The organism is Planktotalea arctica, from assembly GCF_002105285.1.
In the GTDB taxonomy this organism is placed as follows: domain Bacteria; phylum Pseudomonadota; class Alphaproteobacteria; order Rhodobacterales; family Rhodobacteraceae; genus Planktotalea; species Planktotalea arctica.
This window is the reverse complement of record NZ_MUHR01000005.1, coordinates 405,660-419,865: the sequence shown is the minus strand read 5'-3', so window position 1 is coordinate 419,865 and position 14,206 is coordinate 405,660. Positions and strand designations below refer to the sequence as shown.

Genomic DNA, 14,206 nt, shown 5'->3' with positions numbered 1-14,206 from the left:
GCTGCGCGGGTCTAATACAAGTCCCAGCTTTCTTCGTCGACCAATGCGCCCATGGCGATCCACGACAGACGCACGCGGGCGACGCGGGTGTCGTCCCAAGTGCGAAAGATTAGATCAAATCCGGTGGTTGAGATATTCTTGGCCTGTGCGTCGGCGCGTACATTCGTACCCTTGTCCAAGTCCAGAAGCGACATGGCCACGTGCACGGCAGGCGGATCGTCGAAACGCTCGGAGAAGACGATAGTTTTCTTGCGTTGGCGCGTGCCTTTGCCGGACCACATCTTGCCATTGTTCTCGTAGTCCGAGAACATGATTTGTTCGCCCTGATCTATACCAAAAAGAGAACTGCGAATGCGTTTCATGTGGCTTGGGGTCTCATAGCGCTTGGGTCAAGTTCAACCTAGCATTGAATTTTGGCAACAGTTAGGCAAGGCGGAAATGTATGGCTCATAAAAAAGCCCCTCCGAAGGATCGGAAGGGCTTTTGAAACGTGATGAAGCGCCAGTTTAGTTAACGCTGATCCCGAGGGCATCACCAATCGCAACCGTATCGGCAAGCGTCTTGGCTGCCGCGTCGACACCGTCGCTTTTGGCTTCTTGTGCCTTGGCAAATGTGTCTGTTGCGGCATCAATCATGCCTTTGAGCGTGGCTTGATCCATGTCTGCTTTCGCGACCGCATTCTCGGCCAGAACGGAAATGCCGCCATCACCGATTTCTGCGAAACCGCCAGTGACCACATATTCACTTGCCCCCTCCGGCCCGCTCACTTTCAACACGCCGGGGCGCAATGTCGTGATCGTAGGCGCATGATCGGCCATGGCCGTCATGTCACCGTCAGAGCCCGGAATCTGCACTTCGGTGACTTGCATGGATGCAAGGCTGCGCTCTGGGCTAACCAGATTGAATTGCAGTGTGTCCGCCATGTTCTTCTCCTTTTGAAGGCGTGCTCATCCGACCAGACAGTCGTCTTCGCGAAGAAGTCCGCGAAGACTGATGAGCACCGCCGCCCTTAAGCTGCGTCTGCGGCCATTTTCTCGGCTTTGGCAATCACATCCGCGATGCCGCCAACCATATAGAAAGCGCCCTCTGGAAGGTGATCGTACTCGCCCGCGACAACCGCTTTAAACGAAGCGATCGTGTCTTCCATTGGAACCTGAATACCATCAGAGCCCGTAAAGACCTTCGCAACGTCAAACGGCTGGCTAAGGAAGCGCTCCAGCTTACGTGCACGAGACACGGCCAGTTTGTCTTCCTCGGAGAGTTCATCCATGCCGAGAATGGCAATGATATCCTGAAGCGACTTGTAGCGCTGAAGAACCTGCTGAACGTCTGTTGCAACCTTGTAGTGCTCGTCACCGATGATCAGTGGGTCAAGCAAACGCGATGTTGAACCAAGTGGGTCAACAGCCGGGTAGATGCCTTTCTCAGAGATCGAACGATCCAGAACCGTTGTCGCATCGAGGTGCGCGAACGATGTCGCTGGAGCCGGGTCAGTAAGGTCGTCCGCTGGAACATAAACCGCCTGAACCGATGTAATGGAACCGTTCTTCGTGGAAGAAATACGTTCCTGCATCGCGCCCATGTCAGTCGCCAGTGTTGGCTGGTAGCCAACCGCAGAAGGAATACGACCCAGAAGCGCCGAAACCTCGGAACCCGCTTGCGTAAAGCGGAAGATGTTATCAACGAAGAACAGAACGTCTGTGCCTGTATCATCGCGGAACTGCTCGGCCAGTGTCAAACCGGTCAAAGCAACACGCATACGCGCACCGGGAGGTTCGTTCATCTGACCGTAAACCAGAGCAATCTTGGACTCTGTAAGGTTGTCAGGAACGATAACGCCAGATTCGATCATCTCGTGGTAAAGGTCGTTACCTTCGCGCGTACGCTCGCCGACACCCGCGAAAACGGAAACACCGGAGTGTACCTTTGCGATGTTGTTGATAAGCTCCATGATGAGAACTGTTTTTCCAACGCCCGCACCGCCGAAGAGACCGATCTTACCACCCTTGGTGTAGGGCGCGAGAAGGTCGATAACCTTGATACCTGTTACCAGGATTTCGGTCGCTGTGGACTGTTGCTCGAACGTGGGCGCATCGCCGTGAATCGGGCGGCGCGACTCAGAAGCAACTGGCCCCTGCTCGTCAACGGGATCGCCCGTGACGTTCATGATGCGGCCAAGTGTTGCGTTACCAACGGGAACAGAAATCTGGCCGCCAGTGTTGGTTACTTTCTGACCACGAACGAGGCCCTCTGTCGCGTCCATCGCAATGGTACGTACAGTGTTCTCACCGAGGTGCTGGGCAACCTCGAGGATCAGCTTCTTGCCTTGGTTTTCAGTTTCCAGAGCGTTCAGAATCTCTGGTAGATTGTCTTCGAACTGCACGTCAACGACAGCGCCGATGACCTGAGTAATTTTTCCGACAGAATTTGCCATGTCGTAAACTCCGATATTTTAGAGCGCTTCCGCACCCGAAATGATTTCAATCAGCTCGTTGGTGATGACGGCCTGACGTGAACGGTTGTACTGGATCGTCAGCTTGTCGATCATGTCACCCGCATTGCGCGTTGCGTTGTCCATTGCAGACATGCGCGATCCTTGCTCGGACGCCGCATTTTCCAGCAGAGCCGAGAAAATGGCCGTCGCTACGCCGCGTGGAAGCAAGTCGGCCAAGATGGCCTCTTCGCTTGGCTCGTAGTCATAAAGCGTTGCCGCCTCTGCCCCCTCTTCCGTCTCGAATGCAGCAGGAATGATCTGCTGGCCCGTAGGAATTTGGGTGACCACGTTCACGAACTTGGCATAGAAGAGCGTCGCAACGTCAAACTCACCGGCGTCAAAACGCGTCAGAACATCAGAAGCGATGCCCTGTGCGTCAGAATAACCAAGACGTTTGACGTCAGACAAATCGACGTGTCCGACATAGTACTGACCGAACTCACGCTTCATGCTATCGCGGCCTTTTTTGCCGACTGTCAGTATCTTAACAGTCTTGCCAGCTGCGAGCAGGCTGTCCGCATGCGCACGCGCTTTCTTTGCGATGTTGGTGTTGAAACCACCGCAAAGGCCACGTTCAGACGTCATAACGACCAACAGATGCGTTGCATCGCTGCCCGTACCGCTAAGCAGCTTGGGCGCAGTGTCAGAGCCACCAACCGAAGCCGCGAGACCCGCCATCACAGCGTTGAAACGCTCTGTGTAGGGACGCGACTGCTCGGCAGCTTCCTGCGCGCGGCGAAGTTTCGCCGCGGCAACCATTTGCATGGCTTTCGTGATCTTACGAGTGTTCTTAACACTCTGGATCCGATTTTTAAGGTCCTTGAGATTTGCCATCTACCCGAACCCCTTAAGCGAAATCAGAAGCGAATTCGGAAAGAGCTGCTTTGATTTTATCTGCGATCTCACCTTTGATCTTCTGATCTTTATTGGTGATCTCATCCAGCAACGCTTTGTGCTTGGAATTCAGATGCGCCAGCATACCTGCCTCGAAACGAGATACATCAGACACTTCGATCTTGTCGAGGAAGCCGTTTGTACCTGCGAAAATGACGCAGACGATTTCAGCATTGGTCAGGGGTGAATACTGCGACTGCTTCATCAATTCCGTGAGGCGCGCGCCACGCTTCAGCAACTGCTGTGTGGAGGCATCAAGGTCAGAACCGAACTGAGCAAACGCCGCCATTTCGCGGTACTGAGCAAGCGAGAGCTTAACAGGACCGGCAACCGAAGACATCGCTTTCGTCTGGGCGGACGAACCAACACGCGAAACGGACAAACCTGTGTTCACAGCTGGACGGATACCTTGAAAGAACAATTCTGTTTCCAAGAAGATCTGGCCGTCTGTAATCGAAATCACGTTTGTCGGAATAAACGCAGACACGTCACCGCCCTGTGTTTCAATGATCGGCAGAGCCGTCAACGAGCCAGAACCGTTGTCTTCATTAAGCTTCGCAGAACGCTCAAGCAATCTCGAGTGAAGATAGAAAACGTCACCAGGATAGGCTTCACGGCCGGGTGGACGACGCAAAAGCAGGGACATCTGGCGGTACGCCACGGCCTGCTTGGAGAGGTCATCATAGATGATCAATGCGTGACGGCCATTGTCGCGGAAATGCTCCGCCATCGCTGTCGCACCGTAGGGTGCGAGGAACTGCAAAGGTGCAGGCTCGGACGCTGTTGCAGCAACAACGATGGAATATTCCATCGCGCCTGCTTCTTCCAGCTTCTTAACCAGTTGCGCAACTGTAGAGCGCTTTTGGCCAATCGCGACGTAAACGCAGTACAATTTCTTGTTCTCGTCGTCGCCAGCAGCGTCGTTGTAGGATTTCTGGTTCAGGATCGCGTCCAGAGCAACGGCAGTTTTGCCTGTCTGGCGGTCGCCAATGATCAATTCACGCTGGCCACGGCCAATCGGGATCATCGCGTCTACGGACTTCAGGCCGGTCGCCATTGGCTCGTGCACAGATTTCCGCGGGATAATGCCCGGCGCTTTCACGTCCGCAACACCGCGTTTCTTCGCATTGATCGGGCCTTTGCCGTCGATCGGGTTACCAAGGCCGTCTACAACGCGCCCAAGAAGTTCGTCGCCAACCGGAACGTCCACGATCGAGTTGGTGCGCTTGACTGTGTCACCCTCTTTGATATCGCGGTCGGACCCGAAGATAACGACGCCGACGTTGTCCGCTTCGAGGTTCAAGGCCATGCCCTGAATACCACCGGGGAATTCGACCATTTCGCCGGCCTGAACATTGTCCAGACCGTGAACGCGTGCGATACCGTCACCGACGGAAAGAACACGGCCCACTTCGGCAACTTCGGCGTCTTTACCGAAATTCTTGATCTGGTCCTTTAGGATCGCAGAAATTTCTGCTGCTTGGATACCCATTTATCCGACCTCTTTCATTGCATTCTGGAGGGAATTGAGCTTGGAGCGGATCGACGTGTCGATCATCTTCGAGCCAACTTTGACGACAAGACCGCCGATGAGGGATTCATCGACGCTCGCTTTGATAATAACATCTTTGCCTACATTGGCCTTCAGCGTCTTTGCCAGCTTGTCTGACTGCGCCTTGGTCATTGCAGTGGCGGATGTAACCTCTGCGGTCACTTCGCCTTTGTCTTCCGCAATGCGCGCGCGCAATTGAGAAACAAGCTGCGGCAGCACGAACAGGCGACGCTTGGAAGCCATCAAGGCCAGCGTATTCGCCATGATCGGCTGCAATTTCATTTTCTTGGCAATCGCACCGATAGCTGCGGCCTGTACATCGCGCGCATAGACGGGCGAGGAAATCAGATCGCGCAATTCTGGGCTTGTTTCCAGCGCGGCGGCCAGATCATCCACATTTGTTTCAAGTTTAGCGAGCGCTTTGCCGTCCTTGGCAAGGTCGAAAACTGCCGAGGCATAGCGCGCGGCGATACCCGAGGAAATCGAAGCTGGTTCGGACACGTCCACCCTTCCGATATTCTGGCTCCTTTCCCGTTCCGATAAAGTGGAGCAGGTCGAGAGCGATTGAGCTCCAACAAACGTCGGTGCGTGAAATTCTGGGCCGATGTAGCAGAGCCAATGCCGCATCGCAACATATCTTGATACAATATCGTGATCGCCCGCCCGCCTTTTTTACAAGGGGCTAGGGCAACTGCGACGAGATGCGCATATCGACGCGTTACAAAATTTCTCAGATTTCGTGAGTTTTCGTGATTCCTTAATCATCAAGCGGGTTAAAGCGCAGGCACGAAGCTACCTCAGATCACGCAGGATCACCACGCCGCCCGACCGAAGGTTCGGGCACGGGTTTCGGCGCGAGAACCTCCAAAGGGCTGGGCACGCGAAGGCGCTGCCCCGGCCCGGTAGGTGCATGCACCCGCTTGGACGCTTCGAGCAGAAGGACGCCGGACGGAAAGATCACAGGGATCCGCCCGCCGACACGTTCCCAGAACGCACCGGTTTTCATCCAGACGCGCCGTGCGCTCGGGGGTTGATAAAGCGCTGCCGCATGGCGCTCGGGCAGAAAGCCATGGCGCTTGAGCTGGGTTTCGAGCTGCGAGAGCGTATAAGGCCGACCGTAGCCAAAGGGCGTGGCATCGCTGCGCGACCACAGCCCCGCACGGTTGGGCACTATAAACAAGGCGCGCCCGCCCGGGCCAAGCACACGCCAGCACTCATCCAGAACCGCGGTCGGGTTTTCTGAGGTCTCCAGCCCGTGCATCACGATCAGACGATCTACTCGCCCGGTGTCGATCGGCCAGAGCATTTCCTCGCAGAGCACCGATACATTGGGCAAGCCCGCAGGCCATGGAATAACTCCTTGCGGCCCCGGCATCAGTGCAATCACGCGGCGTGCATCCTTGAGGTAGGGACGCAGCAAAGGCGCGGCAAAGCCAAAACCGGCAACCGTTTGCCCCTGCGCTTCGGGCCACATGCGCAGCACACGGTTGCGCACGGCGCGCTGCGCCGCACGGCCAAGCGCGCTGCGGTAATAGAAATTTCTCAGGTCCTGCACGTCAAGGTGCATTGCAGCGCCTCTCTCGATCAGCCACTCTGAATGTGAGCATATCAAGACGGAGCCGAAACACCATGCCTTATGAAATCGTGACTATTCCGTGTTTGGTTGACAACTACGCTTTTCTGATCGGCAATGCCGACACCCGCGAAGCAGCCATTGTCGATGTCCCCGACGCCGCCCCGATCAACGCGGAACTGGCGCGGCGCGGCTGGACATTGACCACAGCGCTTTTGACTCATCACCACTGGGATCATGTCGATGGCTTGGATGATCTTACCGGGCGCGAGGGCCTTGTCGTGATCGGCGCGCAGGCGGACGCGCAGCGCCTGCCTCCCTTGAGCCGCGCAGTGGGCGAGGGCGACACCATAGATGTGCTCGGCGCGCCCGCCCATATCATCGACGTCTCCGGCCACACGCTTGGCCATATCGCCTTTCATATGCCGAGCCTTGACGCAGTGTTCACCGCAGACAGCCTGATGGCACTTGGATGTGGCCGCTTGTTCGAGGGCACGCCAGCGCAGATGTTTGAAAGCCTGCAAAAGCTGCAAAGCCTGCCCGAGGACACCGTCGTCTACTCTGGCCATGAGTACACCGCCACCAATGCAAAATTCGCAGCTACCATTGAACCAGGCAACTCCACGCTTATTTCTAGAATCGACGTCACCGAAACGGCGCGCAAGGCAGGAACGCCGACCGTGCCCTCTTCCCTCAGACTCGAGCGCGCGACAAACCCGTTCTTGCGCGCACATAGCCCGCAAATCGCCGATCATCTCGGTATGAGCGGCGCTTCTGCAGTGGAGGTGTTCACCGAAGTCCGCAAGCGCCGCGACAATTTTTGAAACCGGCCAAATGGCCAAGAAACACTCAGAATTCTTACCAAGATCACGCCGACAACGTGACCGATATGACGGCCCGCACATGAAAATTGATCACATTTGAACAGAAAAAACTTGAAGCTGGCCAGATATCGACCAAACTTTAAGACAAGCGGCCTAGGCTGCACGGCATTCCCGAGCAGGGCCAAAAGAAAAGGAGCACTCCCGTGCCATCATTTTCGACAACACTTGAGCAAGCGATCCATTCCGCGTTGGCATTGGCCAACGCACGTCGCCATGAATTCGCAACGCTGGAGCATCTGCTGCTCGCGCTGGTGGATGAACCCGATGCAGAGCGCGTCATGAAAGCCTGCTCTGTCGATACAGAAGAGCTGCGTCAGACCCTCGTCAGTTTTATTGACGACGATCTGAGCAATCTGATCACCGACATCGAGGGTTCTGAAGCAGTACCGACAGCAGCGTTCCAGCGCGTCATCCAGCGCGCGGCGATCCATGTGCAAAGCTCCGGGCGCTCTGACGTTACAGGCGCCAACGTGCTCGTTGCGATGTTCGCCGAGCGTGAAAGCAACGCGGCCTATTTCCTGCAAGAACAGGACATGACGCGCTATGACGCGGTCAACTATATTGCGCACGGCGTCGCCAAAGACCCTGCTTTCGGCGAAGCGCGTTCCGTCTCCGGTGCCTCCGATATGGACGAGGAAGCCTCTGCGGAAGCTGCTGGCAGCGAGAAAAAAGAAAGCGCGCTTGCGAAATACTGCGTGGATCTGAACGTGAAAGCCGCAAAAGGCGATGTCGATCCGCTAATCGGGCGCGACAGCGAAGTGGAGCGGTGCATTCAGGTCCTGTGCCGTCGGCGCAAGAACAACCCGCTTTTGGTAGGCGATCCCGGCGTCGGTAAAACGGCGATTGCAGAGGGTCTCGCCCGCAAGATTGTGCAGGGCGAAATCCCCGAAGTCCTGTCCAAAACCACCATTTTCTCGCTCGATATGGGCGCGCTTTTGGCAGGTACGCGGTATCGCGGTGATTTCGAGGAACGCCTAAAGGCTGTCGTCTCCGAGATCGAGGATCACCCCGATAGCGTGCTGTTCATCGATGAAATCCACACGATCATCGGCGCGGGTGCGACTTCCGGCGGCGCAATGGACGCCTCCAACCTGCTGAAGCCAGCGCTACAAGGCGGCAAGCTGCGCACTATGGGCTCGACCACCTACAAGGAATTCCGCCAGCACTTCGAAAAAGATCGTGCCCTATCGCGCCGTTTCCAGAAAATCGACGTAAACGAACCGTCGGTGGAGGATAGCGTGAAGATCCTGAAAGGGATCAAGCCGTATTTCGAAGAACATCACTCGGTCAAATACACTGCCGAAGCGATCAAAACAGCGGTCGAGTTGGCGGCGCGCTACATCAATGATCGAAAATTGCCCGACAAAGCAATCGACGTCATCGACGAAGCGGGCGCGGCACAACATCTGCTCGCGGAAAGCAAGCGGCGCAAGACGATCGGCGCGCGTGAAATCGAAGCCGTCGTCGCCAAAATTGCCCGCATTCCACCCAAGAACGTCTCCAAGAACGATGCAGAAGTGCTGCGTGATCTGGAAGCGGGCCTGAAGCGCGTGGTCTTTGGCCAAGACGCGGCGATCGAGGCACTCAGCTCGGCAATCAAATTGTCGCGCGCGGGTCTGCGCGAACCTGAAAAACCCATTGGCAATTACCTGTTCGCAGGACCAACAGGCGTGGGTAAAACCGAAGTCGCCAAGCAACTTGCTGATACCCTGGGCGTAGAAATGCTACGTTTCGATATGTCCGAATACATGGAAAAACACGCAGTTTCACGCCTTATCGGTGCGCCCCCCGGCTATGTCGGCTTTGATCAGGGCGGGCTTTTGACCGATGGTGTCGATCAACATCCGCACTGCGTCTTGTTGCTCGATGAAATCGAAAAAGCGCATCCCGATGTGTTCAACATCCTGTTGCAAGTGATGGATCACGGTAAGCTGACCGATCATAATGGCCGCGCGGTGGATTTCCGCAATGTGGTGTTGATCATGACATCCAACGCAGGTGCCGCCGAGCAAGCGAAGGAAGCCATGGGCTTTGGTCGCTCCGCACGCACCGGCGAGGATACAGCCGCGATCGAGCGCACGTTTACACCCGAATTCCGCAACCGTCTGGATTCTGTCATCAGCTTTGGAGCACTGCCAAAAGAAGTCATCATGCAGGTGGTCGAGAAATTCGTTCTGCAACTCGAAGCGCAGCTGATGGATCGCAATGTAACCTTCGAGCTGACAAAAGCGGCGACCGAATGGATCGCCGATAAAGGCTATGACAGCAAAATGGGGGCGCGCCCGCTTGGCCGCGTCATTCAGGAGCACATCAAAAAGCCGCTTGCCGAAGAGCTGCTCTTTGGCAAGCTGGCCAAAGGCGGTTTGGTCAAGGTCGACGTTAAAGACGGCAAGATTGTTCTAACGACCGAAGGCCCTGACAAGCCGCGCCTGTCCGGTAAAAAGCCGCCCTTGCTTACCGCCGATTAACCATGCGCGCCGCTCTCAGCGCCCTTGCCTTTCTAGCCCTCGCAGCCGCCCCCGCTGCGGGGGCTCCTACATTGTCGCTTCCGGTTGATTGCGAACTGGGCAAGACGTGTTACGTCCAGCAATACATGGATCACGATCCCGGTGCGGGGCATAGCGATTTCATGTGTGGTCCACGCAGCTACGACGCTCATAAGGGGACGGATTTCGCAGTGCCAACCGCGGCTGCCGCGCGCGAAAACGCGGTTCGCGTGATTGCCGCAGCAGCGGGCACTGTAATGGGCGTGCGCGATGAAATGGCCGATGCCTGGGATGGGAAAATCGACGCAGCTGCCATCAAAGGGCGCGATTGCGGCAACGGCATAGTGATCGATCACGGCGACGGTTGGCAAACCCAATACTGCCATTTGCGCCAAGGCTCCGTGCGGGTAAAACGGGGCGAGCGTGTGGCGTCGGGTGCGCATTTAGGCGATATGGGGATGAGCGGCCGCACTGAATTTGCACACATGCACCTCTCCGTGCGCAAGGATGGCGAACCTGTCGATCCTTTTGCCCCAGACGGTCCCGAATGCGGAGATGCTCCCTTAAAAGCGATGTGGGACACGGCACCGCTGTTTCAGGAAGCTGGACTCCTCGATCTGGGCTTCGCAACCCAAGTACCCGAATTCACCGACGTAAAAATGGGTCTGGCCGATCAAAATCTGAGCCGCACGTCACCGGCGATTATTACGTTCAGCTACTTCTTTGGCGGGCTTGCAGGGGACAGCGTTGATATGACACTCACCGGCCCTGGAAATTTCGAGGTGTCGCAGAACTATGAGTTACCGAAAAATCTTGCCATATTCTTTCGCGCTATCGGCAAGAAACGCCGCTCCGCGCCTTGGCCGGGGGGCGACTACGTCGCTGAAACGACGCTTACGCGCAACGGTAAAATCATCGCAGAGCAGCGCGGCAGCTTCACGATCCCGCGCTAGTCGATTGCCTTATTTCTCAGTAAATTTAAGTTCGATCCGGCGGTTTTGCGCGCGAGCCTCATCGCTGTCCACAAGGTTAACCGGCTGGTATTGTCCAAAACCGTTCGCGGCAAGGCGATCAGGCGGAATACCAAGGAAGTTAACCATGTACTTAACCACTGAAAGCGCCCGCGCCTGACTAAGCTCCCAGTTGTCTGCAAACTCGCCCTGCCCCGACAGCGGGACGTTATCCGTGTGCCCGTCAACGCGGATCACCCAATCAATTTCCGGCGGAATGTCCCCCGCGATCGCACGCAGGATATTCGCAACTTTGGCAACTTCGCCGCGCCCCTCATCCGAGAGCGCGGCGCGCCCGGGCGGAAACAGCACTTCTGAGGAAAACACAAAGCGATCCCCCTCGATGCGAACGCCGTCCTGCGCGCCCAGCACATCGCGCAAACGTCCGAAAAACTCCGAGCGGTAGCGTTGCAAATCCTTGGTCTGTGCTTGTAGCGCTTCTGCCTGGGCCTCTAGTCTTTTACGCTCGGCCTCTTCGAGCTCTCGGCGTTTTCGCTCTTCAGCCGCCACGCGCGCGAGGGCGGAATTGAGCTCGGAGCCGAGGTTTTGCAGCTGCACCTTGGCCGCTGCATCCTGTACCTTTGCCTCGTCCAAAATTGCCTGCAAGCTGGAGAGCTGCGCGCGCAGCGCCGCGACTTGCTGGTTGAGCGCTTCGGTCTGGCGCTGCGCTTGCGTCGCGGCGGATTGCTGCTGCGCCAATTCCTCGCGCGCGGCGGCAAGCAAGATCGACTGTTGGCTGGCATCATCAAGGCGCGTTTCAGCCTCCTGTTCGGCGGCGAGACGCGCGGCGAGCGCTGCCGCCAACTGGCGCTGCACCTCGTCGCGCTCAAATTCGACAGCGGTGCGCGCGGCAAGGGCTGCGGCAAGGCTAAGTTCGATCTCACTGTCGTCTCGCGCAATGGTCAAATCCGCCTGCGCCTTGGCGAGCGCATCGCGCGTGCGCGCCAATTCCTGCGTCAGCGCCGCAATGGTTTGCGCCGATTGCGCCTGCGCATCTTGCAGCGCGCCCAATTTGATATCCGCATCATCCTGCGCCGCACTCAACTCGGCAAGGCGCGCCGCCGCGCGGGCATCGCTCTCTTGCTTTTGCGCCGCCGTCTGATCTTGCAGCGCACGCACCTCGTCCAGATCAGCGCGCGCAAAGGCCAATTGCGCCAGAACATCAGAGAGTTCCTTATCTACTGCCGCTTTCGCCGCATCCGAATTTTGCCCTGCCGTCAGCGCCGCCACAAGCTGCGCGTTCAAATTCTCGCGCGCAGTGCGCGCCGCCGCGAGCAAGGTCAGCGTCTCTTCAGCATCCTTGCGCTGCGCCTCGAGCGCTAGGGTCATGGCCGTCAATTCCGCATCGGCGTTTTGCAACCGCGCGCGCAGGGCGGCTGCCGCTTCTGCTTCGAGCAGGCGCGCGGTCTCTTCTTCGCTCAGCGCATCTTGCACCTCGGACAATTCAGCGGCGCGCGCGCTGAGCGCGGCATCCTTGTCAGCGCCGTCCTGCCGTAAATCAGCGATCAGCGCCTGCATCGCTTCGCGCTGCGCAGCGGCCAATCGCGCGGCTTCCACGCCAGCGTCAATTTCCGTGAGCGCAGAGGCGAGCGCAAGATCGAGCGCCTCTTTCTCGGACAAGAGAGCGGCCTGCGATTGCTCGAGCGCGGCAACATTGCCCAAGGCCGCGTCGCGCTGCGACAAGAGCGACGCGACTTGCGCCTCGAAGCTGGTGATCTCGGCTTGCGCTTGCATCAGGGCCGCATCTTGTTCGCTGCGTTCTTGCTGAAGTGCGGCGATCAAAGAGGATTGTGCAGCGCTGCGCGTGCGCGCATCATCGAGCGTAGCGTTCAACGCGCCGAGGTCTGTTTCAAGACGCGCGCTGCGATCGCGCTCCAACCCCAAAGCTTCGGCGAGGGCCGCGATTTCCTGACCAAGATCATCAAGTTCGCTTTCCTGCCCTGTGATCGTTTCTTTGAGCACAAACTGCATGACCATGAACATCGTCAGAACGAACATTAAAACCAGCAACAGGCCGGTCATTGCATCGACAAAACCTGGCCAGATAGAGCCTTGAAACCGTTGCCCTGTGCGCCGCGAAAGTGCCATTAGCCACCGTCACGCGTGCGCGACGCCTGCGACTTTGCCGCCCCTGCGGGGGCTTTGCGCGGCTGCGTGAGAATGCGGCCCAGCGCACCAATATCGCTACGCAACTCCGCCATGGTTTCCGCGCGCCCGGCTGACATTTCTTCAAGGATTTTCAGCATTTGAACATCGATGGAGCGCAAGCGCATGCGGCTTTCGGCATCCATGCCATCGCCGCCAAGCGATCCACCATCAAGTTTAGCGATCAGCCGTTCCTGCCCCTCGGCCACGCGCAAGAGCGCATCGGTGGCGGTGCCTGTCGCCTCCATTCGTTCGGTCATGCTGGAAATCGCATCGGTCAAAGTGCCCAGTTTTTCGTCAACCATAGAGCGTGACACATCGCTTTGCGTGAACATGAGTTGCAGCGCTTCCATCTGCTCGGCCATGTGATCGACCACGGCCGCCATGGCGGAGTTTTCAACGCCGCCCTCACCGTCGCCGCTGGAATACCCGAGGCGTGTGATGGAGGACAGCCACTCTTCGAGTTCGCGGTAAAAACGGTTTTGGCCATGACCTGCAAACAGCTCCAAAAGCCCGACGACAAGCGATCCTGCAAGGCCAAGCAGGGAAGACCCAAAGGCGACGCCCATGCCGCCCATCTGCGCCTCAAGTCCCGATTGCAGGCGTTTGAACACATCTGCACCTGTTTCACCCTCAGCGGCGCTGAGGTTTCGAATGGTATCGACAATTGCGGGAACGGTGGTCGCAAGGCCGTAGAACGTACCGAGAAGTCCTAGAAAAATCAATAGGTTAACGATGTATCGCGTGATTTCACGCGCCTCATCGATGCGCGTTGCAACAGAGTCGAGGATCGAGCGCGTCGAGCTGCTGGAAATCTGCATGCGCGCGCCGCGAGAGCGCAAAAGCGTTGCCAAAGGCGCAAGCAAAGGTGGCACCGACAGTGCGTCAACACTTTGCTTTTCTGAAGCAAATTCCTCAATCCAGCGCACCATCTTGATCAGCTGGAAGACTTGCCAAAAACAGGCCATCACACCGATGGCGAAGACGCCAAGGATGAACCCGTTGAGCCATGGATTTGCGATAAAGATCGGCAAAACACGGGGCAATGCAATAAAGACACCGGCCCCAACAAAGCCGCTGACGATCAGCATCAACGTAATTTGCCGCCATGGCTGTGAGAACTGCGCGCGTATCTCGCGGTCTGGCTTGTCCAAGGGGACTGCTCCTG

Annotated in this window: 12 protein-coding genes; 3 read left to right on the top strand and 9 right to left on the bottom strand. The window is 57.2% G+C overall.

Going from position 1 to position 14,206, the window contains the following annotated elements; translation table 11 throughout:
- Window positions 1-11 precede the first annotated feature (11 nt).
- The 7 genes from B9P63_RS06650 to B9P63_RS06620 form a co-directional block, all read right to left on the bottom strand.
- Window positions 12-311: an H-type lectin domain-containing protein gene (locus B9P63_RS06650; RefSeq protein WP_245830568.1), complete on the bottom strand. Its 300-nt coding sequence runs from the start codon at window positions 309-311 to the stop codon at window positions 12-14.
- Between the two features lie 195 nt (window positions 312-506).
- On the bottom strand, window positions 507-923 hold the full coding sequence (locus B9P63_RS06645; RefSeq protein WP_085307753.1) for a F0F1 ATP synthase subunit epsilon: 417 nt from the start codon (window positions 921-923) through the stop codon (window positions 507-509).
- Between the two features lie 86 nt (window positions 924-1,009).
- A complete protein-coding gene (gene atpD, locus B9P63_RS06640) occupies window positions 1,010-2,434 on the bottom strand; it encodes a F0F1 ATP synthase subunit beta (protein ID WP_085307752.1) in 1,425 nt (474 codons plus the stop codon).
- Window positions 2,435-2,452: 18 nt separating this feature from the next.
- Complete coding sequence (locus B9P63_RS06635) at window positions 2,453-3,328, bottom strand: F0F1 ATP synthase subunit gamma (protein ID WP_085307751.1); 876 nt, start codon at window positions 3,326-3,328, stop codon at window positions 2,453-2,455.
- Window positions 3,329-3,341: 13 nt separating this feature from the next.
- Entirely contained in the window at window positions 3,342-4,880 is a 1,539-nt protein-coding gene (gene atpA / locus B9P63_RS06630; RefSeq protein WP_085307750.1) for a F0F1 ATP synthase subunit alpha, read from the bottom strand.
- On the bottom strand, window positions 4,881-5,441 hold the full coding sequence (locus B9P63_RS06625) for a F0F1 ATP synthase subunit delta (protein ID WP_085307905.1): 561 nt from the start codon (window positions 5,439-5,441) through the stop codon (window positions 4,881-4,883).
- Between the two features lie 301 nt (window positions 5,442-5,742).
- On the bottom strand, window positions 5,743-6,507 hold the full coding sequence (locus B9P63_RS06620) for a class I SAM-dependent methyltransferase (protein ID WP_085307749.1): 765 nt from the start codon (window positions 6,505-6,507) through the stop codon (window positions 5,743-5,745).
- A gap of 62 nt (window positions 6,508-6,569) precedes the next feature.
- Between B9P63_RS06620 and gloB the strand changes: the two genes are divergently transcribed.
- From gloB to B9P63_RS06605, 3 genes are all read left to right on the top strand, one after another.
- Window positions 6,570-7,337, top strand: a complete 768-nt coding sequence (gloB, locus tag B9P63_RS06615; RefSeq protein WP_085307748.1) for a hydroxyacylglutathione hydrolase — start codon at window positions 6,570-6,572, stop codon at window positions 7,335-7,337.
- Between the two features lie 203 nt (window positions 7,338-7,540).
- Window positions 7,541-9,865, top strand: coding sequence for an ATP-dependent Clp protease ATP-binding subunit ClpA (gene clpA / locus B9P63_RS06610; protein ID WP_085307747.1), 2,325 nt, complete (start codon window positions 7,541-7,543; stop codon window positions 9,863-9,865).
- Between the two features lie 2 nt (window positions 9,866-9,867).
- Window positions 9,868-10,836 carry a M23 family metallopeptidase gene (locus B9P63_RS06605; protein ID WP_085307746.1) on the top strand — a complete coding sequence of 323 codons (969 nt, stop codon included), beginning with the start codon at window positions 9,868-9,870 and terminating at the stop codon, window positions 10,834-10,836.
- A 9-nt stretch (window positions 10,837-10,845) separates the two neighbouring features.
- Here B9P63_RS06605 and B9P63_RS06600 read toward each other — a convergent pair whose 3' ends face one another.
- Both B9P63_RS06600 and B9P63_RS06595 read right to left on the bottom strand, forming a co-directional pair.
- Window positions 10,846-12,981, bottom strand: coding sequence for a peptidoglycan -binding protein (locus B9P63_RS06600; protein ID WP_085307745.1), 2,136 nt, complete (start codon window positions 12,979-12,981; stop codon window positions 10,846-10,848).
- Window positions 12,981-14,192 carry a biopolymer transporter ExbB gene (locus B9P63_RS06595; RefSeq protein ID WP_085307744.1) on the bottom strand — a complete coding sequence of 404 codons (1,212 nt, stop codon included), beginning with the start codon at window positions 14,190-14,192 and terminating at the stop codon, window positions 12,981-12,983. The genes B9P63_RS06600 and B9P63_RS06595 overlap by 1 nt, the downstream gene beginning before the upstream one ends.
- Window positions 14,193-14,206 lie beyond the last annotated feature (14 nt).